The 22,560-nt window shown below is 65.4% G+C and carries 21 protein-coding genes; 8 read left to right on the forward strand and 13 right to left on the reverse strand.

Translation table 11 applies throughout. From position 1 onward, the window contains the following. Positions 1–26: 26 nt before the first annotated feature. Complete coding sequence (locus ASC68_RS17240; RefSeq protein WP_055881885.1) at positions 27–941, forward strand: patatin-like phospholipase family protein; 915 nt, start codon at positions 27–29, stop codon at positions 939–941. Continuing rightward, positions 941–1,540 (forward strand): hypothetical protein, encoded by a 600-nt coding sequence (locus ASC68_RS17245; protein ID WP_055881887.1) that lies wholly within the window; start codon positions 941–943, stop codon positions 1,538–1,540. The genes ASC68_RS17240 and ASC68_RS17245 overlap by 1 nt, the downstream gene beginning before the upstream one ends. Before the next feature lie 43 nt (positions 1,541–1,583). Here the strand turns inward: ASC68_RS17245 and ASC68_RS17250 are convergent, their stop codons facing one another. After that, on the reverse strand, positions 1,584–2,576 hold the full coding sequence (locus tag ASC68_RS17250; protein ID WP_197421272.1) for a phosphotransferase: 993 nt from the start codon (positions 2,574–2,576) through the stop codon (positions 1,584–1,586). Positions 2,577–2,713: 137 nt separating this feature from the next. On the opposite strand from ASC68_RS17250, the gene ASC68_RS17255 reads away from it, so the two are divergent. Beyond that, on the forward strand, positions 2,714–3,700 hold the full coding sequence (locus ASC68_RS17255) for a DUF808 domain-containing protein (protein WP_055881892.1): 987 nt from the start codon (positions 2,714–2,716) through the stop codon (positions 3,698–3,700). Between the two features lie 52 nt (positions 3,701–3,752). Here the strand turns inward: ASC68_RS17255 and ASC68_RS17260 are convergent, their stop codons facing one another. Beyond that, positions 3,753–4,898 (reverse strand): epoxide hydrolase family protein, encoded by a 1,146-nt coding sequence (locus ASC68_RS17260; protein WP_055881894.1) that lies wholly within the window; start codon positions 4,896–4,898, stop codon positions 3,753–3,755. Between the two features lie 64 nt (positions 4,899–4,962). Continuing rightward, positions 4,963–5,682: a helix-turn-helix domain-containing protein gene (locus ASC68_RS17265; protein WP_055881897.1), complete on the reverse strand. Its 720-nt coding sequence runs from the start codon at positions 5,680–5,682 to the stop codon at positions 4,963–4,965. A gap of 116 nt (positions 5,683–5,798) precedes the next feature. Between ASC68_RS17265 and ASC68_RS17270 the strand changes: the two genes are divergently transcribed. Next, positions 5,799–6,410 carry a LysE family translocator gene (locus ASC68_RS17270; RefSeq protein ID WP_055881899.1) on the forward strand — a complete coding sequence of 204 codons (612 nt, stop codon included), beginning with the start codon at positions 5,799–5,801 and terminating at the stop codon, positions 6,408–6,410. 3 nt (positions 6,411–6,413) lie between these two features. Here the strand turns inward: ASC68_RS17270 and ASC68_RS17275 are convergent, their stop codons facing one another. The 5 genes from ASC68_RS17275 to ASC68_RS17295 all read right to left on the reverse strand — a co-directional run bounded on the left by ASC68_RS17275 (position 6,414) and on the right by ASC68_RS17295 (position 11,327). Further along, the gene (locus tag ASC68_RS17275; protein WP_055881902.1) at positions 6,414–7,031 is read right to left on the reverse strand and encodes a PilZ domain-containing protein; all 618 of its coding nucleotides are present in this window, start codon (positions 7,029–7,031) and stop codon (positions 6,414–6,416) included. 134 nt (positions 7,032–7,165) lie between these two features. Beyond that, complete coding sequence (locus ASC68_RS17280) at positions 7,166–7,840, reverse strand: PilZ domain-containing protein (protein ID WP_162247954.1); 675 nt, start codon at positions 7,838–7,840, stop codon at positions 7,166–7,168. 188 nt (positions 7,841–8,028) lie between these two features. Further along, positions 8,029–9,558 carry an ABC-F family ATP-binding cassette domain-containing protein gene (locus ASC68_RS17285; protein WP_055881907.1) on the reverse strand — a complete coding sequence of 510 codons (1,530 nt, stop codon included), beginning with the start codon at positions 9,556–9,558 and terminating at the stop codon, positions 8,029–8,031. A gap of 940 nt (positions 9,559–10,498) precedes the next feature. Then, complete coding sequence (locus ASC68_RS17290) at positions 10,499–10,825, reverse strand: hypothetical protein (RefSeq protein ID WP_055881909.1); 327 nt, start codon at positions 10,823–10,825, stop codon at positions 10,499–10,501. A gap of 100 nt (positions 10,826–10,925) precedes the next feature. After that, complete coding sequence (locus tag ASC68_RS17295) at positions 10,926–11,327, reverse strand: hypothetical protein (RefSeq protein ID WP_156384671.1); 402 nt, start codon at positions 11,325–11,327, stop codon at positions 10,926–10,928. Between the two features lie 396 nt (positions 11,328–11,723). Here ASC68_RS17295 and parE point away from each other — a divergent pair, with 396 nt between their 5' ends. The 4 genes from parE to ASC68_RS17315 all read left to right on the forward strand — a co-directional run bounded on the left by parE (position 11,724) and on the right by ASC68_RS17315 (position 17,570). Continuing rightward, on the forward strand, positions 11,724–13,757 hold the full coding sequence (parE, locus tag ASC68_RS17300; protein ID WP_055881914.1) for a DNA topoisomerase IV subunit B: 2,034 nt from the start codon (positions 11,724–11,726) through the stop codon (positions 13,755–13,757). A gap of 31 nt (positions 13,758–13,788) precedes the next feature. After that, positions 13,789–14,694, forward strand: coding sequence for a metallophosphoesterase (locus tag ASC68_RS17305; RefSeq protein ID WP_055881917.1), 906 nt, complete (start codon positions 13,789–13,791; stop codon positions 14,692–14,694). A 224-nt stretch (positions 14,695–14,918) separates the two neighbouring features. After that, positions 14,919–16,385, forward strand: a complete 1,467-nt coding sequence (locus ASC68_RS17310) for a DEAD/DEAH box helicase (RefSeq protein WP_055881920.1) — start codon at positions 14,919–14,921, stop codon at positions 16,383–16,385. Between the two features lie 132 nt (positions 16,386–16,517). Then, positions 16,518–17,570 carry a GGDEF domain-containing protein gene (locus ASC68_RS17315; protein ID WP_056000100.1) on the forward strand — a complete coding sequence of 351 codons (1,053 nt, stop codon included), beginning with the start codon at positions 16,518–16,520 and terminating at the stop codon, positions 17,568–17,570. A 103-nt stretch (positions 17,571–17,673) separates the two neighbouring features. Here the strand turns inward: ASC68_RS17315 and ASC68_RS17320 are convergent, their stop codons facing one another. The 5 genes from ASC68_RS17320 to sufD form a co-directional block, all read right to left on the reverse strand. After that, on the reverse strand, positions 17,674–18,957 hold the full coding sequence (locus ASC68_RS17320) for a 3-phosphoshikimate 1-carboxyvinyltransferase (protein ID WP_055881925.1): 1,284 nt from the start codon (positions 18,955–18,957) through the stop codon (positions 17,674–17,676). 299 nt (positions 18,958–19,256) lie between these two features. Continuing rightward, on the reverse strand, positions 19,257–19,637 hold the full coding sequence (locus ASC68_RS17325; protein WP_055881928.1) for an iron-sulfur cluster assembly accessory protein: 381 nt from the start codon (positions 19,635–19,637) through the stop codon (positions 19,257–19,259). 53 nt (positions 19,638–19,690) lie between these two features. Then, a complete protein-coding gene (locus ASC68_RS17330; protein ID WP_082528236.1) occupies positions 19,691–20,107 on the reverse strand; it encodes an SUF system Fe-S cluster assembly protein in 417 nt (138 codons plus the stop codon). Between the two features lie 32 nt (positions 20,108–20,139). Next, positions 20,140–21,360, reverse strand: a complete 1,221-nt coding sequence (locus tag ASC68_RS17335) for a cysteine desulfurase (RefSeq protein WP_082528237.1) — start codon at positions 21,358–21,360, stop codon at positions 20,140–20,142. After that, entirely contained in the window at positions 21,357–22,559 is a 1,203-nt protein-coding gene (gene sufD, locus ASC68_RS17340; RefSeq protein WP_197421276.1) for a Fe-S cluster assembly protein SufD, read from the reverse strand. The genes ASC68_RS17335 and sufD overlap by 4 nt, the downstream gene beginning before the upstream one ends. Position 22,560: the final 1 nt, after the last annotated feature.

Here is a 22,560-nt window from a genome sequence, read left to right on the forward strand (position 1 = left end):
ACAGCCGGGGGCTGAACACTGCCGCAATGACTCAGAAGAACCTTGCTTTGGTGCTCGGCGGTGGCGGCGCTGCCGGCAATGCCTGGATGATCGGCATCGTCGCGGGTCTCGCCGAGGCTGGCGTCGACCTGACCGAGACCGCCGACCTGGTGATCGGTACCTCGGCCGGCGCCAATGCGGCGGCGCAGGTGCTGAGCGGCATTCCGCCGGCCGAACTCCTCGCCGCGACGCTGGCGCCCCCACCGGCTCAGCCGGCGGTCCAGTCGCGACCAGCGTCGCCGCCGCGGCCGATGGAGGCAGTGTTCGAGCGGATGCGGACCATCTCGGCCGCCGCCACCACTCGGGCCGAGCTGCAGCGCGCTATGGCCGCGTATGGGTTGGAAAGCGATGCGTCCTTCGGACCCGAGGTGGCAGAACAGCGGCGAGCCCTGGTCGCCCGGCGGCTGCCGAGCCTCGACTGGCCCGATCGCCCGATGCTGATCGTCGCCGTCAACGCCGAGACCGGGGAGCTTGCGACCTTCGACCGCGACTCCGGTGTCGCGCTGGTCGATGCGGCCGCGGCGGCCATCTCGCTGCCCGGCGCCGGGCCGACGCACCGCATCAACGGCACGCGCTACATTTCCGGCGGCGTGCGGTCGGTCGACAATGCCGACCTTGCCTCCGGCTACAGGAACGTCATCGTGCTGTCGCCGTTCAGTGGTCGAACGGGGCCGCTGCCGCCGGGCCAGTTCGAGGGCTTGCGCCGGCCGCCGGGTGCGGACCTTGCCAGCGAGGTTGCGGTGCTGCGCCAGGCGGGCAGCCGCGTCGAGGTCATCACCCCGGATCCCAACTCCCGCACCGCCATGGGAACCAACCAGATGGACCTGGCAACCCGCATCCCCTCGGCCCGCGCCGGCTACGAGCAGGGCAAGCGCGAAGCGACACGCCTGGCGGACCTCTGATGTCGAGCCGCTGGCGCGAGACATCGCCCGGTGAGCTTGCCGGATGGCTGGCCGAAGCCACCGTGCACTGGGGCATCGCCGGAGGCTGGGCGCTCGACCTATGGCAGGACAGCGTCAGCCGCCTGCATTCCGATATCGAGATCAGCTGCTTTCTCGCCGACCTGCCTGCGCTGCTGCCGATTCTCGACGGCTTCGAGATCGTCGTCGCCCGCAACAAGCAACTGACGCCCCATGAGCCCGGAGCGGCGCTCCCGGTCCCACCGTTCAGCCTCTGGCTCCGACGCCACGGCGAGCCTCTGTGGGATTTCGAGATCGTCTCGGAGGCACAACTGGACGGCCAATGGGCATACCGCCGGGAACCGACCGTCCGCCGCCCCCTGAGGAGCGTCTTCACGCGGACCACATCGGGCTGGCCGATCATCGCGCCCGAAATCCAGCTGCTCTACAAATGCAAACAGCCGCGCGACAAAGACCTGCTCGATCTCGAGCGTTACGTGCCCGCGCTTGACGATGCGGCCCGTGTCTGGCTCCGTTCGGCGGTAACGGCGGCACATCCGGAATTTCTGCCGACACTGCTCGCCCTTGAAGCGCGGTACTGAAGCCACGATGGAGCGAGCCCGGACTGCCCAGCGACAGCCATTCTCAGGTGGTGGCGCCGGATAGCCGCAGCACTTTACCCGTGTGCCAGGTGACGATGCCGCGCATAAATTCGCGATCTGGAAAATCGGTTTCGAGAATACGCAGCGGCCCCTCGACCAGCGACAGGGAGCGCGCCAGCTCGTAGAGCGCCATGCGCTCTGGATCGAGCTCGACATCTATGCCAAGCGCCTCATAGCTGCTGCCGAAACGCATCCGCGTGAACTCGTGCTCCCACTCGGCGTCGAAGAACATGACGCCCTCGATGTCGATGATGACAGGGCGGCCATCGCTATCCAGCATGACATGGTCGGCGCCGAGCTCGCCATGGATCAGGCTGTACCAGCCGCGCGAGCGAACGCGGGCATGGCGCTCGCGCAAAGCACCCTCGATCCGCTCGCGCGCCTGTCCCAGCTCCGGGACCTTTGTTGCGACGCTCGCCAGGTGCGCGAGGCCCTGATCGAGCACGATCTGCTCGGCATTGCGGTCCTGTGGCGCGCTGCCGGCCACGACGGCAGCGACCTTGCCCAGCCTCGGACCCCGGTACTTGGCCATGCCGTTAAGCATCGCACCCACTGAGCGCAGGGGAGCTGCCGCTGCGCCGGCATCGCTGGAGATCATCGCCTCGAGTGTGCCGCCTCGCAAATCCTCGACGATGGCGATGTCGGCCGGATAGATCGATTGGCTGCGGTCGACGAGCAGAAGCGCGGGTGCCCGCGCGCCGGCTTCCGCCAGCGCCAGGCTGGCCGCTTCCAGCAGATCCAGTCCCGAGGCCTCGGCGAAGGGGTCGCGCGGATCAGTGCTATTGTCGGTCCAGTAGTTCTCGGCAGCGCTCCAGGCGTAGAGGACCACCGAAGACGCATCATCGAGCATCAGCCGATAGACGCCCTTCTTGCTGCCACCTGCCAACCGCTCAAATCCTGTCAGTTGCCTGCCGCCAGGTAGCGCGGCTGCGAACGATGCCAGGTCCGTGTGTTGCATGAACCGACGCTCGGCCATTGCATCCCCCTTGTGCCCCCGCCGCCGATGCCGGTCCCACGGTCAGGGGAACTGCTTCTAGCCTCGCGTCGGCGTCGATGACAGCAGTTTCCCGCAAGCGCTCAGGCTGGCATGGTGTGCAAGCAAGGGGATTCGGAATGAGCGTTGGACTACTCGGCCTTCTCGATGACGTGACCGCCCTCGCCAAGGTCGCCGCCGCCTCGATCGACGATGTGGCGGGACAAGCGGCCAAAGCCGGATTGAAGGCCGCCGGCGCGGTGATCGATGATGCGGCCGTGACGCCGCGCTACGTCACCGGCTTCTCGGCCGACCGCGAGTTGCCGATCGTATGGAAGATCGCTGTCGGCTCGATCCGCAACAAGCTGCTGTTTCTCTTGCCGGCCGCGTTGGCGCTGAGCTTCTTCGCACCCTGGCTGATCACCCCGCTGCTGATGATCGGTGGTGCCTACCTTTGCTATGAGGGCGCCGAAAAAGTGTTCGAGGCGGTGTTCCCGCACGAGGCGCATGCGCACGAAGCAGAAGCCCTGCCGCAGCCGGCCGATCCCAAGAAGCTCGAGGAAGAGCGGGTCGCTGGCGCCATCCAGACCGATTTCATCCTCTCGGCCGAGATCATGACCATCGCGCTCGCCGCCCTGCCCGACCTGCCGTTCTGGGAGCAGGCGCTGGTGCTGGTGGTCGTCGCCTTCGGCATCACCGCGGCGGTCTATGGCGCCGTGGCGCTGATCGTCAAAGCCGACGATTTCGGCCTGGCGCTCGCCAGCAAGGGCCGCACCGGCGTCGGCCGCGCCACCGGTCGCGGCATCCTCATCGCCATGCCCTGGGTGATGCAGACCCTCAGCATCGTTGGTACCGCGGCGATGATCTGGGTCGGCGGCGGTATCGTCGTCCACGGCCTCGCCGGCTTCGGCCTCGACCAGATCGAGCACCTGATCGAAGCCATCGCCCACGGCGCCGAAGCAATGCTGCCGGCGCTCGGCGGCTTTGTCGAAGGGCTCGCGACCATCCTCGCCGATCTGGTCCTCGGCCTCGCACTGGGCCTTATCCTGATCCCGGTGGCCGGCAAGGTGATCGGCCCGGCCTGGAAGGCGATCCGCGGCCTGTTCCGCCGTCAGCCCGCCTCCTGACGAACGAAAGGGCCCAGAAGGGCCCTTTCCTTTTTCTCGCAAAGACCACGCCTCAACCGATCTGGCTGAAGAACCCGCGCACGTCGCCGACCCAGACGCCGGGCACTTCCAGCACGGCATAGTGCCCGCCGACGTCGAACTCGTTCCAGCGCACGATGGTGTTGCTGGTCTCGCCGTAACGGCGGATCGGCACTTCGTCGAAGCCGAACACCGCAACGCCGGTCGGCACGCCCGAGTTCGCCTTGGGCGACCAGGCCTCCGGATCATGTGCATTCTCGTAGTAGAGCCGGATCGACGAGGCCGCGGTGCCGGTGAACCAGTAGATCATGAAGTTGGTCAGGAACCGGTCCATCGGCACGGCGTCGACGCGATCGCCAAAGCTGGTGAACAGCTCGCTGATCCAGGCCAAGAGCCCCGCCGGCGAGTCCGAGATGCCGTAGGCCAGGGTCTGCGGGCGGCTCGACTGCATGACGTTGAAGCCGAAATGCTCCGCCATGAAGCGCTGCACCCGCTGCAGGCGCACCTTCTCGCTGTCGGTGAAGGTCGCGATCTCCTCCGGCGACACCGGGCCGAACGGAATGAAGCCCATGGTTGCGGCATTGAGGTGCACGCCGATCACCCGCTCCGGCGCCAGCCGGCCGATCTCGGGACCGATAATGGCGCCGGCATCGCCGCCCTGCACACCGAAGCGCTGGTAGCCCAGCCGGCTCATCAGCTCGATGAAGGCCTTGCCGATCCGCACATTGTTCCAGCCGGCCTCGCGGGTCGGACCGGAAAAGCCAAAGCCGGGCAGCGAGGGCACCACCACGTCGAACGCATCCTCGGCCCTGCCGCCATGCGCCACCGGGTTGGTCAGCGGCCCGATCACGTCGAGGAACTCGACGATCGAGCCGGGCCAGCCATGGATCAGCAGCAGCGGCGTGGCGTTCTTTTCGGCGGACTTCACATGGATGAAATGGACGTTCTGGCCATCGATCTCGGTGGTGAACTGCGGCAGCTGGTTGATCTCGGCCTCGGCCTTGCGCCAGTCAAAGCCACCCAGCAGCCGGTCGACGGCGCCACGGACATAGGCATTGGTCGGGCCGGCGGCCCAGCTGCCATCGACTTCGCTCGGCATCACGGTGCGAGCCAGACGGTCCTTGAGGTCCTGCAGCTGAGCGGCGGAAACGTCGATCTTGAAGGGGGTGATGGTGGCCATTTCGGGTACTCCGTTTCGGGGTGATCGTTGAAGACACCCCTTCGTACCCAACCCCCACTCGGGATTATTGGAAGTTTCCGACAACCTCATCAGGTCCGGCGCGAACGATTTCGTTCGTCGCCTCGCGAACGATCTCTCTCGGCGTCTGGCCCATGATCGCCTTCAGCGAGTTGATCATGTGCGCCTGGTCGGAAAAGCCCAGCGCCAGCGCCACGTCCACCGCCGGCCGGCCCATCTGCAGCATGGAAACAGCCTTCTGCGCCCGCTGCACCAGCGTGAAGTGCTTGTAGGTGAGCCCGGTGGTCCTGAGGAAATGCCGCTGCAGCGTCCGCTCGGTCATCGCCTTGGGCTGTCCCTCGACCACCGAGGCCACCAGCTCGTTGCTGTCGATGATCCCGTCGCGCACCAGCCGTTCGACGAACACATCGGCATTCTCGAAGGTCGGGATCTCCCGCACGTCGGTGCCGATCCAGAACCCGCCCTTGCCGAACTTTTCGAGCATCACGCCCTCGTCGCGCATGATGTCGCCGGGCATCAGCGGCATGAAGCTGTGTGGCTTGAACGAGATCACCAGCTGCTCATCGCCCGCTTCGTGCTCGTAGACCACCGCCTGCGTGGTGAGCCCGGTGCGCAGCACCATCGTCTCGTCGCCGCGCTTGATGATGGCGATATCCCAGCAGCCGTCGGGCTGCATCAGCGTCGTCCCGGTCGTGTCGAAACGAACGGAGCTGATGCTCTCGACGAAGGGCGAGTCGATCGGCCGGCTTTGCACGATGCGCTTCATGGCTGGGAGCCTAGCAGCGACTTGTGAAGATGCCAAATCACCTGCATCGCCAACCCTCTGGCGCTCTTTGTCGGCATGGCTATGCTGGCACCGCCCTCGCTGGTCAGGAGCCCGCCATGACGCCCGAATTCCTCATCACCACGCTGGTCATCGTCGCCTCGCCGGGCACCGGCGTGCTCTATACCCTGGCCGCCGGGCTGACCCGCGGCGCCCGCGCCAGCATCCTCGCGGCTTTCGCCTGCACCCTCGGAATCATCCCGCACATGGCGGCCGCGATCACCGGCCTCGCCGCCCTGCTCCACACCAGCGCGCTCGCCTTCGAGATCATCAAGTATCTCGGCGTCGCCTACCTGCTCTACATGGCCTGGGCGACGCTCAGGGAGAAAGGCGCGCTCAGCGTCGACACCGATGCGGCCCCGAAATCGGTCCGTCAGGTATTGGTCTCGGGCATCTTGATCAACATCCTCAACCCAAAGCTGTCGATCTTCTTTTTTGCCTTCCTGCCGCAGTTCGTCAGGACCGACAGCGCCGACGCCCTGCCCCAGATGCTGGAACTGAGCGCGGTGTTCATGGCGATGACCTTTGTGATCTTTGCCATCTACGGGATATTTGCCGCGGCGGTGCGCCAGCACGTGGTCACCCGTCCGCGCGTCCTCACCTGGATGCGCCGCACCTTCGCCGCCGCCTTCGTGGCGCTCGGCGCCAAGCTGGCCTTCACCGAGCGCTAGCCGTCACGCGTCGACGAGGTGGAGCCGGTCCTCGAGGCTTTCCGGCTCCTGCTCGACCAGGAACTGTACGGCGAAGCCGACGTCGAGCCAGCGCACGACGCGCGCTACCACACGGCCGACCGCCAGTGGCGTGCCGAGGTCCGGCTGCACGTCAGCCGATAAAGCTGCGCCCGAGCGCGACATATCGATGATCAGGCACGGCAGGCGGCTCCCGTCGGCGAACAGGATGGTGGAGCGCGGATCCCTCGGCATCACCCGGCGATGCGCCCGCTTGTCGGCAACCCCATGGAAGACCCGCTTCTTGTACCAGCCGATGCGCTTGATCAGCAGGTCGCGTTCCTCGGCACTGGTCTCGATGGCCATCGAGAAGCCGCCATCGATCAATCGATCGACCCGCCCCCTGACGGTGCCGAACGGCTCGAAATTGGCGGAGAGTTCCTCGCCCGGTGCCCCAAGTACCGGCGCCGAGGCCACCATCAGCTGCGGCGAGATCGATTGCAGCCGGCAGGCAAACACCTGCACCCGATGGCTGCGGTTCTTGCGGCTGGCAAGCAGGTAGCGCCCCATCAGCGCCCCGATGAAGCGGATGTCGCTGGAGCGCTGGGAGGCGTTCTGCCCCATTGCAAGCCTCCTGGCCGGCGTTCGATGTAATCGTTATCATCACGCTAGCGTGTAAGCTTGAACAGCCAGTTGCGCCGTACTGGAAATCCCTCGGCACGCCGGCAAGGATTTGTTTCCCATACTTGGCGTGAGCGCTACTTGCTCAGCTTCAGGCGCTCGCCAGCGAGGATGCGGTGGTCGCTGGTTTTGAGCGTCAGCAACGCCTCGAGCTGACCGATCTGCTGCACCTCGCCGAACTGCACAGCAAAGCCGGCCTCGATGTGCCGCACCACCCGGCCGGGAACCGCGCCCACCCCGGCCAGCGAGCCAACCGGCGGCAGCACATCGGCCGACACCGCGACGCCCGACTGCGACATGTCGATGATGAAGCAGTCGAAGCGCTGTCCGTCGCCCAGCGTCAAGCTGGCGCGCGTCTCCCGCGGCAGCACCCGCTTGTGCGCCCGCCGATCGCTGACCGTCTTCAGCGTCCGGCGCTTCAGCCAGTCGATCCTGGAGCTCAGCACGGCGCGCTCCTGTTCGGTGCAATCGAACGCCACGGCGAAGCCACCCTCGAGAATGCGGGTGATCCTGCCGCGCACGAGCCCCAGGCCCTGCAACGTCATGGTCAACGCGTCGCCAGGCGCCCCGCTGACCGGCGCGTTCACCACCGCCTCATGGGCCGAGACGCTGCGCGAACGGCAGGCAAACACCTGCACGGCGCCCGGCGTCTGCGCGCGCGCCGCCAGCACATAGCTGCCCATTACATCGCCGATGAAGCGAGCATCCTTGCGACTGCTCGCGTCGGCCCTGCCGGCGGGTCCGTTCTGCATCGTCCAAGCCATCGCCGAACAATCTCACACTATCGTACGCAAGATTGCCTATTCAGCCATGACTCAGACCTTACCAGCCAACCAACTGAACAGTATTTCAGCGGAGCAACACGGGGCATTGAGCGATTTCTGTTCACCGCCTTGGCCGCCAGCCAAGCGTCTAGGCAGTTTGTACTAAGTCGAACGATCTAGACTTGCTCAGTCTCCAGCATCATCTCCTCGAAGAACGCCTCCGGCCCATCGACCTCCTTGAGTCGCTTGCCGCTGATCTCCAGGTACCGTGTCCCGACATTCCGCACGAAACTACGGTCATGCGAGACCAGCACGGCCGTGGCTTCGTGAGCGAGGATCTCACTCTCCAGCGCCTCGCGGCCCGGGATGTCGACATGGTTGGTCGGCTCATCCATCAGGTAGAAGTTCGGCTCGGTCAGCCGCAGCGCCAGCAGCCCCAGGCGCGCCCGCTGGCCGAAGCTCAGTTGGCCGATCGGCCGCGACTGTTTCTCGATGACGAAGCCGGTGCTCGCGAGGAGGCTCCGCACCCGTGCATCCGGCTGCTTGAAGGTCACCGAGATGAAACTCTCGGGCGTCTCCTTGACCGGCAGTTGCGACATGTCCTGGTCGGTATAGCCCAGCACCAGCGACGGCGTGACCTTTATGCCCGGCACGCTGTCCGGCTCCACCATGGCGCGGTGGATCAGCTTGACCAGTTGCGACTTGCCGGCGCCGTTCTTGCCCAGCAGCACCACACGATCGCCCTGGAAGATGTGGAGCTTGTCGATCTTGAACAGCGCCTGCCCCGATGGCGTCGTCACCGTCACGTTCTCGATGCCGACCAGCAGCTTGGCGTGGGTGCCGCGGTTGCTGAGCCTGATCTCGCCCGAGCGCTCGCGATGCGCCGGACGCACCGCCTCCTCGATCCTCGCGGCCCGCTCGCGCAACTGCTTGGTCTTGACCACCAGCAGGTCGCTGCCCGAGTTGATGCCGATATTGTTGAGTTTCGCGGCCTGCTTCCTCAGCTTCGTGGCTTCCTTCAGGTCGCGCTCGTTCTGCGCCTCCTGCGAGGCGTCCTCGCGTTCGATTTCGAGCCGGGCCGCCGAGTAGCCGAGCGGCATGTAGCGCGAGGTTCCCGGCCGCAGGAACAGCGTCCGGTTAGTCACCGCATCGAGGAAGTCGCGATCGTGGCTCGCCACGATCAGCGGAATATTGCGGGCCTCACGGTTGAGCCAGGTCTCCAGCCGGAACAGCTTTGACAGGTCGAGATGGTTGGTCGGCTCGTCCATCAGCAGCGCATCGGGATCGGTCACCCATACCCGCGCGATCAGCATCAAGCGCTGCCAGCCGCCGCTCAACGCCGAAACCAGCCGGTCGCGCAGCTCATAGGGCGTCTCCAGCCCATCGAGCGCCACATCGGCCCGCCAGGCGTCGGTCTCGCGGTCGGCAGCCGGCAGGGCATCCAGCACGGCGTCGCGCATGGTCAGCGGCATCAGCGCCGCCGGCACGTCCTGCTCGACATAGCCGATGCGCAGGCCGCGCGAACGAACCACTTCGCCGCTGGTGGGTTCCGCCAGCCCGGCGATGACGCGCAGCAGCGAGGTCTTGCCGAGCCCATTGCCTGCAACAAGCCCGACCCGGTCGCCATCGGCGACGACGAGGCTCAGGTCGCGGAACAGCGGATCGGTGGCGGTGATGGAAAGGTGCTTGAGGCTGATCGAGCCCATTTTCGTCTCTCTGGTATCGTGACGGTCCATATGCGGACCAGTGCCGTCAATGACTCACGCGCGAAGCGGAGCCGGCTTGGGCAGACCAGAATGGTGTGAGACGACGAGGACGTCCGGACCCGTTCGGTCAGCCCTGCAACTAAAGCTGCAGGGCCGAAACAGGGCCGCGACTGCGGTGCTGGTCATGACGATAGCCCACGCGACCCTCCTTGGTTGGCATTGCGGACAAAATGCTTAGAGCACCGGGGGCGATTGCAGGTCAAGTGGCAGCCTTTCCCCCCCTTCCACAGCCACCGGGTCATTCCCGCGAAAGCGGGAACCTCTGTTTGCAGTGGCTGCCCAAGGACAGGCGGCTCGAGAACTGAGGGCGTCGGTTCGCACCGGTTGCACCCCAAACTCGGTGTCATCCCAGCGAAAGCTGGGACCCATTCATCCACCTGCGCTGCGGCGAGTTGGGTCCCAGCTTTCGCTGGGATGACACCCGGTGGGTGGGGGAATCCGAGCCTCTCACCTAAAGGGGGAGTTACAGCGCTTTCCACGCTTAACGAGATCCCCGCTTTCGCCGAGATGACACCGTCCATTCGGGTCACAAGCAGCAACACCCGGCCTTCACGCCAGGTAGAAGAACACAGCCACGGCAGCGAGGGTCAGCGGGCGGGGCAAAGCAAGATGGGCAAGCCGGTACGCAAAACTATCAAATCCGGCCTGCTGCCATCCGCTGTCGCGTGGCGCCCTCAAAGCTGTCTCAAGGTACGCGAGACCGCTCTTGGCTTGGGCGCGCATACGGCTACTCCGAACAAAAACCGTATGTGAAATTCATACCCGCGAGCGCTTAAGAAAGTGCTTCCGAGAAGCAAACGAAGTCTGAATCAAGTGCTCCAAAACAACGCGCCCGGCCCTCTGTACGGAACCGGGCGCATTGGATTCACTGGCGATTTCCTCAGCTGCGGCGCAGCCGTTCACGATTGAGGATCGCTCCAGTGCAGGTGGAAACGCGGAGCAGGTACACCCAATTGCCGCGTGTCGCGCGGACCTGGATGCGCCGATCGTTGCGCACATTGAGCGAGATGTTGGTGTAGCCCTGCTGGCGCACCGCGTTGCGGATCTGCCGGTCGGTCAGCTCGATGCAGATCAGCGGCCGGCGATAGCCGAAGCCGTCGGTGCCGAAGCCGAACTGGAACTGCATGCTCTGCGCCTGCACGGGGAGTGCCGAAGCGCCGAGCGCCAGCCCAAGCACGGCGGCGCGGATAAGCATGGTAGCTTTCATGTCGTTCTCCTTTGCAAATCACCAAACAAAAGATCCCGGCCCTGAGGGGCCGGGATCTGGCGGGAGCGCGAGGGAGGAACCGGCTCCCGCCGGAACTTGGCTAGAAGCGGAACTGGAACTGGAAGCCCGGGAAGTACGGGCGACGCAGCCGCTCGATATCCGAGACGCGGCCGGTGCAGCGGTTGATGGTCATGGCGTAGGTGCGACGGCCATAATCAGCCACCACCTTTACCCGGACCCCGCGACGATCGACGAAGCGGATGTCGTCAAAGCCGGCCCGGCGCAGGCCGCGGCGGACTTCGTTGTTGGTCAGGCAGTCGCGCTTCATCCGACGGCCATTGTCGAAGCCGTACGAGAAGCTGTTGCCGCCGCCCTGAATGCCGAAATCAAAGTTGAACGACTGGGCCTGGACCGGCATGGCGGTGAACGCCGCCGCACCGAGGGTCACGGCAACGATAGCGGCACGGCCGGACTTCATTACGGATGAGAGGATTGAGGTCATGATAGTCTCCTTCAAGATCAACTGGTGCCAGGTCCGCTAGCGTGCCACGACCCTAAAGGTTGCATTCTTAACCAATGCGGTATCGCCCGTTCATCCACCGTTCATGTTGCAAGGCAACCTGGGCGGCGGAATTCCGAGTGAGATCAGGCGCAGTCGATGTGAGATTGCCGAACACCCAGCCCGGACACTGCCTACTGGCCCCAGCTGGGCGCTCCGCAATCTCGAGCAGTGGAATAATGCCCGGCCGTTGAATGCTCGCGGAACCGTGCATTCACATGCCGTTCACGACCGGTTGACAGCTCGAGCGCCGGGCCCTACCTCCCGCTTAACCCACCCAAAGCAGCAAGTATGCTAGAGCTTGTGAGGCGCACGATTCGCGCCTCGGACGGAGATTTCATGGCGGCGATCGAAGACCTTTTCGGCCCTGATGGTGAGGACGCTGCGCCCCAGCGTACGCCTGCTACTCCCACGCCGAAAACGCCGGCTGCCAGCCCTCCCCCGAGCGTCGCCCACGCCGCCTCCTATTCGGCTGCCGATATCGAGGTGCTCGAAGGCCTCGAGCCGGTGCGCCGCCGCCCCGGCATGTATATCGGCGGCACCGACGCCAACGCGCTGCACCACCTGTTCGCCGAAGTCATCGACAACTCGATGGACGAGGCGATCGCCGGCCACGCCAGCCGCATCGAAGTGCATTTCGGCGAGGACGGGTTCCTGACCGTCACCGACAATGGCCGCGGCATCCCGGTCGAGAACCATCCGAAATTCCCCGGTGTCTCGACGCTCGAAATCGTCATGACGCGGCTGCATGCCGGCGGCAAGTTCGACGGCAAGGCCTACGAGACCTCCGGCGGCCTGCACGGCGTCGGCGTCTCGGTGGTCAACGCATTGTCCGACAGCCTCATCACCGAGGTGGCGCGCGACCAGATGCTCTACCGCATCGCGTTCTCGCGCGGCAAACCACTGGGCGCCGTCGAGACGGTGGGCAAGGTGCAGAACCGCCGCGGCACCACGCAGCGCTTCCACCCCGATCCCCAGATCTTCGGCGAGCACAAGTTCTCTGCCGCCCGCCTGTTCAAGATGACCCGCTCGAAGGCTTACCTCTTCGGTGGCGTCGATATCCGCTGGACCTGCGACGAGAGCCTCGCCACGGCGGATGTACCGGCCAAGGCGACCTTCCACTTCCCCGGCGGCCTGCGCGACTTCCTCGCCAACCGCATCGAAGGCGAACCCCGCATCGCCGAGGACATTTTCTCGGGCATCATCGGCAAGCCCGGCACGCACGGCTCGGTCGAATGGGCTGTGGCCTGGTGCCTCGGTGACGGCTTCGTCAACTCCTACTGCAACACCGTACCGACCGGCGATGGCGGCACGCACGAACAGGGCCTGCGCGTCGCCCTGCTCCGCGGCCTGCGCAACTATGCCGAGCTCTCGGGCAACAAGCGCGCCGCGCAGCTGACTGCCGAAGACGTGCTGGTACAGTGCTCGGCCATGCTCTCGGTGTTCGTGCGCGAGCCGGAATTCGTCGGCCAGACCAAGGACAAGCTCAGCTCGCCCGAGGCCACCCGCATCGTCGATGCGGCGCTGCGCGACCCGTTCGACCACTGGCTCGCCGCCTCACCCAACCAGGCCTCCAAGCTCCTGGACTGGGCCATCGAGCGCGCCGAGGAGCGGCTGCGGCGGAAGAAAGAGAAAGAGGTCGACCGCCAGTCCGCGACCAGAAAGCTCCGCCTTCCCGGCAAGCTCGCCGACTGCACCCAATCGGCCGCCCAGGGCGCCGAGATCTTCATCGTCGAGGGTGACTCGGCCGGCGGCAGCGCCAAGCAGGCGCGCGACCGCAAGAGCCAGGCCATCCTGCCGCTGCGCGGCAAGATCCTCAACGTCGCCGGCGCCACTCGCGACAAGGTGCAGGCCAGCCAGGCCATCGCCGACCTGACCCAGGCGCTCGGTTGCGGCACCCGTGACCGCTATCGTGAAGATGAGCTGCGCTACGACAAGGTCATCCTGATGACCGACGCCGATGTCGACGGCGCCCACATCGCTTCGCTGCTGATGACCTTCTTCTTCCAGGAGATGCCCAAGCTGATCGAGGGCGGGCATCTCTACCTCGCGATGCCGCCGCTGTTCCGCATCAGCGCCGGCCCCAAGGTCGCCTATGCGATGAACGACGCGCACCGCGACCAGTTGCTGGCAGATGAGTTCAAGGGCAAGAAGCCGGATATCACCCGCTTCAAGGGCCTCGGCGAGATGCCCTATGTGCACCTGCGCGAAACAACGATGGACAAGAAGACCCGCACCCTGCTGCAGGTCCGCATCCGCGACGACTTCGAGGAGACGCGGCTGTCGGTCGACCGCCTGATGGGCAACCGCCCGGAAGCCCGCTTCGACTTCATCCAGGAAAACGCCGCATTCGTCACCGATCTGGATATCTAGGGACGAGCGTCCCTGAGGGTCAGGGGCGAACATGATCACCAGACGTGGGTTGCTGAAGCTTTTCGGCGTGGGCGTGCTCGGGCTGATCGCCACTGCCGCCTACCCCTTCATCGAGGCCCTCGCCCGTCCGCGCGTCACCACCTACGCCCTCACGCCGCGCGGCTGGCCGGCCGGCCTGAAACTGCGCGCCGCCGTCATTGCCGATCTCCATGCCTGCGAGCCCTGGATGGACCTGAGCCGCATCGAGGAGCTGTGCGCGCAGACGCAAGGATTGGGCGCGGACGTCATCCTGCTGCTCGGGGATTATGTCAGCGGCATGCGGCTCAGGACCGGTCAGGTCGCCAATGTCGAATGGGCCAGCGCGCTCGGCAAGCTCTCCGCTCCGCTCGGTGTGCATGCCGTTCTCGGTAATCACGACTACTGGGAGGACCGCGCCTTCCAGTTGGACCATTCGATGACGCCGCTGGCCCGCACGGCGTTGCGTGACGCCGGTATCGCCACCTACGTCAACGAAGCCATCCGCCTCGAAAAGGACGGGCACCCGTTCTGGCTTGCCGGTCTTGGCGACCAGTTGGGTATCCTGCCCGGCGGCGTCCATGACGGCCGGCACACCTGGGGGCTCGACGACCTCGACGCCACGCTGGCCCAGATCCCCGACGGCGAGCCGACCCTGCTCCTCGCCCACGAGCCTGATATCTTCCCCAAAGTACCCGACCGCGTCAGCCTGACGCTGTCCGGCCACACCCATGGCGGCCAGATCTCGCTGTTGGGCTGGCGCCCCTGGGCGGCATCGCTCGGCTCGCGTCGCTTTCCCGCCGGCCATTACACTGTCGAGGGACGCGAGCTGATCGTCTCGCGCGGCCTTGGTTGCTCCGTCATTCCCGTGCGGATCGGCAACTGGCCGGAAATCGTCATGCTCGATGTCGGCACGGCCTGACCGACCACAATTAATCACCCGCCCGCGAACCCCGTTGACTCGCAAGGGGTTTCCACTATGTTCCGGGCGCGTCGCGCGCAGCCCCGGACAGGGCGGAGTCCGGATCGGTTGCTGCAAGGCGAAGCCTGATTATCCGGCTTGTACTTTGCGACCTGTTCGTCGACCCGCACCTCCTCAAGTAGCTGCCCGTCGACCTGCCTTCCCTACTTGAGCGGACCACTGATTTGGCAAATGACTTTTCCGGGTTGGGCCTTAGCGCCAAGGTGATCGATGCGGTTGCCGCATCCGGCTACACCAAGCCCACCGATATCCAGGCGCAGGCTATCCCGCATGTCCTGCAGAAGCGGGACATCATCGGCATCGCACAGACCGGCACCGGCAAGACCGCGTCGTTCGTGCTGCCGATGCTCACGCTGCTCGAAAGCGGCCGGGCCCGCGCCCGCATGCCGCGCACGCTGATCCTCGAACCGACGCGCGAACTCGCAGCGCAGGTGCACGAGAACTTCGAGAAGTACGGCAAGAACCACAAGCTCAGCGTTGCCCTGCTGATCGGCGGCGTCAGCTTCGAAGACCAGAACCGGGTGCTCGATCGCGGCGCTGACGTGCTGATCGCCACGCCCGGCCGCATGCTCGACCAGTTCGAGCGCGGCCGCATCCTGCTCACCGGCGTCGACATTCTCGTCATCGACGAGGCCGATCGCATGCTCGACATGGGCTTCATCCCCGACATCGAGCGCATCTGTGGCCTGTTGCCGCCGCGCCGGCAGACGCTATTCTTCTCGGCCACCATGCCGCCGGAAATCCAGCGCCTGACCAGCCGGTTCCTGCGCGACCCGATCAAGCTTGAGGTCGCCCGCCAGAACTCGACCGCCGAGACCATCGAGCAGCGGATCGTCCGCGTCTCCGGCAAGCCGGAGGAAAAGCGCGACGCGCTGCGCCGCCTGATCCGTGGCGAAGAGAACCTCAAGAACGCGATCATCTTCTGCAATCGCAAGCGCGATGTGGCCACCCTCGCCCGCTCGCTGGAGCGCCACGGCTTTTCGGCCGCTGGGCTGCATGGCGACATGGACCAGAAGAGCCGCATGGAAACGCTCGACAGCTTCAAGACCGACAAGCTGCAGCTGCTGATCGCCAGCGATGTGGCGGCCCGCGGCCTCGACATCCCGGCGGTGAGCCACGTGTTCAACTTCGACGTGCCGACCCACGCCGAGGACTACGTGCACCGCATCGGCCGCACTGGCCGTGCCGGCCGCTCGGGTGTCGCCATTACGCTCGCCACGCCCTCCGACGGCAAATATGTCGATGCCATCACCAAGCTGATCGCCAAGGATATTCCCGAGGTGAAGCTGGGTGGCGGATCGGTCGAGCGTTCCGAAGCGACGCGCACCGAGGAACGCGGCGAAGTTCGTTCGCTGCGTGACGGCCGCGGTCGGCGCGGTGGCCGCGGCTCGCGGGAGACCGCCGCGCCGGTCGAAGCTGCGGCGGTGCAGGAGACCCAGCAGCCGCGCGAGGAACGCAGCGAGCGGCCTCGCCGCCCTCAGCGCAACGATGCGCCTCGCAACGACAACAATCGTAGCAATGGCGGCGAAAAACCCGCCCGCGAACCGCGTCCTCAGCACATCGAAGGCATCGTCGCCGATTCGCCTTTCGGTTCTGACGGTCCGATCCCGGCCTTCCTGCTGCGGAAATAGCCGCGATCTACAGAACTTCCACGGCGATCTCAGTAGAATTGCTAGCAGATCGCCGTGTTTTTACGCCCCGTTAATGCCGAACAACTGACAATGCCGGCCGAACAACCGGCAGGAGCCGGGCTTGGGGGAACGGTGTCAGAACAGGAATTCAGACGCGCCCTCGGTTATGCCAATGCGGCGCTGGACCTGCTGAAGCGGGCCACGATTCCTCCGTACCCGCAGTTCTATGAACTGCTCTACACCTATGCCACTGGCATCAATCCGGCGCTCAACGCCCGCGTCAACGCCATCTTCCGCGACGGACACCCGACCGCCGATATCGCCGAGCGGCTTTACAACGAGTTCCTCCGGGCGCAGGACGCCAACGAACGCATCTCCAGCGTATCGCAGCGGATGTCGAACCGCATCGTTGCCATTCACGATGCCATCGACACCGCCATGACCACGGCCGGCGCCTACTCGGCCTCGCTCCAGGTTGCCAGCGGCGACCTCGGTTCGGACGAGTTGGATGCCACCAAACTGCGGACCCTGGCCGACGCGCTGCTGGCGGAAACCCGCCGCATGCAGGATGCCAACCATAAGCTCGAAATGAACCTCGCCGCCTCGCGCGACGATATCGAGGCGCTGCAGCGCGATCTCGACGATGTCCGCCGCGAGGCGCTGCTCGACCCGCTCACCAAGGTCTACAACCGCAAGGCCTTCGATGATGGGTTGCTGCGCGCCGTGAGCCGGGCTGAAGAACACGGCGACCACATGTGCCTGATGCTGATCGATATCGATCACTTCAAGCGCTTCAACGACACCTGGGGCCACCAGACCGGTGACCAGGTGCTGCGCCTCGTTGCGATGACGCTCAAATCCAACATCAAGGGCCGGGACATCGCCGCCCGCTATGGCGGCGAGGAATTCGCCGCCGTGCTCCCCGATACCGACCTCGAAGGCGCGGTGATCCTCGCCGACAACATCCGCAAGGCCATCCAGGCCAAGGAACTGCTGAAGCGCTCGACCAACGAGAAGCTCGGCCGCGTCACGGCCTCGTTCGGCGTCGCCATGTACCGCACCAGCGACACGCCCTCGACCTTGATCGAGCGCGCCGACCGCTGCCTCTACGCCGCCAAGCACCGCGGCCGCAACATGGTGGTCGGCGAAACCGAGCTGGGCGACGAGGACATCGTCGCGGCGTAGCGGCTAGCCGCTCCTTGCTGTCGCTCGAAGCGCGCAACCTGCGGTTGCGATGAGGGGTATGCGATGCGCAAGCATCGCCGATTCGAGCGGAGCGAGGAGCGACCTAAGCCGCCACCGTCTCCACCCCCAGCGACCGCAACGCATCCCAATACCCCGGATAGGTCTTCCCCACGCAGTCCGGATCGAGGATCGTAATCCCGCCGATCTTCAGCGCCGCCAGCGCAAAACTCATGGCGATGCGGTGGTCTTCATAGGTCTCGATGCTGGTCCGCTCGTTGCGGTGCCTGAGCTCGCTGAGCCGCGGGTCGGACGCAACCACCAGGTCGTCGCCTTCTTCATGCGCGAGGCCCGCCCGGATGCGGTTAAGCTCGGTGGAGAGCGCCGAGATCCGGTCGCATTCCTTGACCCGAAGGTTGGCAATACCGACGAAGCGCACCGGCGTCTCGTTGAACGCCGCGAGCACGGCGAGCGTCGGCACTGCGTCCTGCATCTGCGAGCCGTCGATCACCGTTGGCATGTGCGGAAACATCCGGATCAGTTTGGCCGCTTCGGCGTCGGGTTGGGTGAAGGCGTCCATCGGCACGCCAAGGTCGATCCTGCCGCCGGTCAAGGCTTCCGCCGCCCAGAGGTAAGTCGCCGCCGAAGCGTCGGGCTCGATGTGGAAATCGCTCGCTTGGTAGCCGGTGGGCTGCACCTGCCAGGTCATTTCGTCGAGCTGTTCGACGCTGGCGCCGAAGGCCCGCATCGCCGCGAGCGTCAGGTTGACATAGCCGCGGGCATCGAGATCCTTGCCGGTGAGCGCCACTTCGATCGGGCCCTCGCCGAACGGCGCCGCCATCAGCAGCGCCGAAACATACTGGCTCGAGAGCCCGCCATCGATCTCGACCCGGCCGCGACCGAAGGAACCGGTGCCGTTGATCACCACGGGGGGACAGCCGGTCTCGCTGGTGGCATCGATGCCAAGTGAACGGAGCGCCACCAACAGCGGCTCGATCGGGCGCTTGCGCATTGCCTCGTCGCCATCCACCACCACCCTGCCCTCGACCAGCGACACCGCGGCCGTCAGGAAGCGCGTCGCGGTGCCGGCATTGCCCAGCACCAGCGGCTCGGTCGGCGCCTTCAGCGTGCCGTCGCTGGTGACGACGAAGCTCGTCGCATCCGGCTCCTCGACGCTGACGCCCATCTGGATCAACGCCCTCGCCATCAGCGCCGTGTCCTTACTCTTCAGCGCCCCCGTGAGCCGGCTCGTGCCCTTCGCCATCGCTGCCAGCAGCAGCGCGCGATTGGTGATCGACTTCGATCCCGGCGGGGTCACCCGGCCGACGAGCGGGTGGTCAGGCGGAACGATCGTCAAAGCCTCGAGCTTTGAGGAAGCGGCAGCGGTCAATGGAGAACTCCGTCAGGCAGCGGCGCAACGGCCGCACTCACTCCGGCAGGGCCGGACACATCGATCTGTCGATTTGGCCCGGGCGTCGCCGGGGTGAGGTTGAAGCAAGCCAGATGGATGTAGCGGATTGCGCCACCTTTTGCCAAGTCCGTCGTTATGACAGCGCCCTGGCCCCAAACTGGATGTCATCCCAGCGAAAGCTGGGACCCAACTATCCCCAAGCGCAGGCTGAGAAATGGGTCCCAGCTTTCGCTGGGATGACACCGAGTGTGACGAGATGCAGGAGGCAAGGCCTCAAATCAGGCCTGCGCCCGAGCCTCAGCCAGCGCCTTGAGGTCGGCCGGTTTCAGCTGCACGCTTTCGCCGCAGCCGCATTCGCCGGTCTGGTTCGGGTTCTTGAAGGTGAAGCCGGACTTGAGGATGTCTTCCTCGAAATCCATCACCGTGCCGAGCAGGAACAGCGTCGCCTTGGGTTCCACATAGACGTGGACGCCCTTTTCCTCGATGTGGTCATCGCCCTTCACCGGCTCGCCGACATAGGCCAGCGTGTAGGACTGCCCGGCGCAGCCGGCATCCTTGATGCCGACGCGCACGCCCACCACCGGGGTGGCGCTATCCTCGATGATCTCGTTGATGCGCTCGACGGCGGCATCGGTGAGGCTCATGATCTTCAAAGGCATCGGCTGCGGACCTTCATCGTAACAAGACGATATATAGACCTAAAGCGCAGAACTTACCACCAGTTCAGCGCCACCTGGGCTTCTTCGCTCATCCGCGAAGCGTCCCATGGCGGATCGTAGACCATGTTGACGGTAACGTCCTGGATGCCCTCGACGTTGCGCGCCGCGTTCTCCACCCAGCCCGGCATTTCGCCGGCCACCGGGCAGCCCGGCGCGGTCAGCGTCATGTCGATGGTGAGGTTGCGGTCGTCATCGAGGTCGACCTTGTAGATCAGCCCGAGCTCGTAGATATCGACCGGGATTTCCGGGTCGTAGACCGTCTTCAGCGCACCGATCAGGTCACGGGTGATCCGCTCCACGTCGTCGGCGGGAATCGCCGCACCGACATTGGGCGTAATCCGAGGCGCGTCGCCGGCATTCGGCTCGGTGGCCTCGACCTCGGGAGCAATCTCGTTCACTTCGTCAGACATATCAATTCCTTAGACGATCCCGTTTCACGCCCTCAGGCGAAGAAGCTCCGCGCCTTTTCGATACCCTCTACCAGAGCATCTATATCGTCCTTGCCGGTATATAGGCCGAAGGAGGCCCGGCAGGTAGAGGTGACGCCGAACCTTTGTAACAGCGGCATGGCGCAGTGCGTCCCGGCGCGCACCGCGATGCCGTAGCGATCGAGAATGGTTGAGACGTCGTGCGCATGCGCGCCCTTGACCTCGAACGAGAAGATGCCGCCCTTGCCCGGCGCCGTGCCGATCAACCGCAGTGAGTTGATCCGCCCCAGCCGCTCCATCGCGTAACCGGTGAGTTCCGCTTCATGCGCCTGCGCCGCCTCGCGCCCGATGCCCTCGACATAGTCGATAGCGGCGCCGAGCCCGATCGCCTGGACGATCGGCGGCGTACCGGCTTCGAAGCGGTGCGGCGGCTCGTTGTAGGTGACGGTGTCGCGGGTGACGGTGTCGATCATCTCGCCGCCGCCCTGGTAGGGCTGCATGTCGGCAAGCAGGTCATAGCGCCCGTACAGCACGCCGATGCCGGTCGGCCCGTAAAGCTTGTGGCCGGTGAAGACGTAGAAATCGACACCCAGCTCCTGCACATCGACCTTGAGATGCACGGCCCCCTGGCTCCCATCGACCAGCACCGGGATCTTTCGCGCGTGCGCGATTTCGACGATCTCTTTGATCGGCGTCACCGTGCCCAGGACGTTGGACATATGGGTGATCGCCACCATCCGCGTCTTCGGCGACAAAGCCGCCTCGAACGCGTCGATGTCGAAGCTGCCGTCGTCACGCACATCGACCCACTTCAGCACCGCACCCTTGCGTTCGCGGTGGAAGTGCCACGGTACCACGTTCGAGTGGTGCTCCATGATCGACAGCACGATCTCGTCACCCTCCCCGATCCGCGGACCGAGGAATGACGCGGCGACGAGGTTGATCGCCTCGGTGGCCGAGCGGGTGAAGATGATCTCTTCGGGTCGGCTGGCGTTGAGGAACCGCCGCGTCGCCTCTCGCCCGCCCTCGTAGGCTTCGGTCGCCCGGTTAGCGAGTGTGTGGAGACCACGATGCACGTTGGCATAGGCGTGCCGATGCGCCCAATCCATCCGGTCGAGCACCTGGTTCGGCTTCTGGGCCGAGGCGCCGCTATCGAGGTAAACCAGCCGGTTGCCGTGGATCTTCTCTTCGAGAATCGGGAAATCGGCGCGGATCTTGGCGAGATCGAAACTCATTTGCCCGCCAGCCATCCCTCGATCACTGCGGTCAGCGCCTCGTTCAGCGCCTCATCCTCGATCGGATCGACCAGTTCGGCGAGGAAGGCCCGCACCAGCATGGTCTCGGCGTCGGCTTTCGCGATGCCGCGGCTCGTCAGGTAGAACAGCGAATCTTCATCGAGCTGGCCGCAGGTCGAGCCATGGCCGCAGACCACGTCATCGGCATAGATCTCGAGCTCGGGCTTGCAGAGGATTTCCGCTTCGTCCGAAAGCATCAGCCCCTGGCTCATCAGCTTGGCGTCGGTCTTCTGCGCATCACGCGCCACCACCAGCCGGCCCTGCACCACGGCCTTGGACCGTCCACGGGCGATCGACTTGAACAGCGGCTTGGACGAAGTGTGCGGCACGGCGTGCAGCGCATCCATGGTGATATCGGCGTGCTGCCCCTCGGAGACGAGGTTCAGCCCGGTGATGTCGGCATGGGCGCCGGCGCCTTCGTAGCGCGGGAACAGCTGCGTCCGGCTCAGCGCCGCACCGGCGTTGATGATCAGTGTCCTGAGCTGTGCGCCCTCGGCAAGATGGTACTCGTTCGAGGCGAAATGCGTCGCCTTGGCCGCGGCCAGGTTGACGGTGATGTGGGTCACCTTGGCGTTCTTGCCGAGCGCCAGGTAGGTCGCGTGGTTGCCGAGGTGCGCCTCTTCGCTGCCCGCATAGGTCTCGACGATCACCGCGCTGCTGTCATCGGCGACGAAGATCTTGGCGGCGCTGGTCGAATGCCCGGCGGCGCCTTCGGTGCGGCGATCGATCTGGATTACCGGATCGACCGAACCGTCGAGGTCGAGCGTCAGGCACTCTTTGGTCAGCGCCATGTTGAGACGCGTAACCACATCGTCACGCGTCGATAGCACGCCGCCTGCCGCCTTGCCGACGATGACGCCGGCAGGCGCCGTGCCGGTGTCCTGCACCACGCCATTGGCGATCATCAGCTGGTAGGCGCCGGCGACGCGCAGCGCCGGAGCGCTCGCTTCGGTGGCGGCGGCAGCGAGTTCCGGAACCGCCCGCAGCAGCTGCTTCAGGTCGGTGTAGTGGTAAGCCTCGACGCGCCGCGTCGGCAGCCCGGCGCCGGTCAGGCGCTCGGCTTCCGCAACCGCACCGGCGGCCGTCAGCTGGTCGATGAGCTTCAGTTCAGCCGGCCCAAGCCGGACGGGGACATGCATG

This window comes from Devosia sp. Root105, assembly GCF_001424865.1.
In the GTDB taxonomy this organism is placed as follows: Bacteria; Pseudomonadota; Alphaproteobacteria; order Rhizobiales; family Devosiaceae; genus Devosia_A.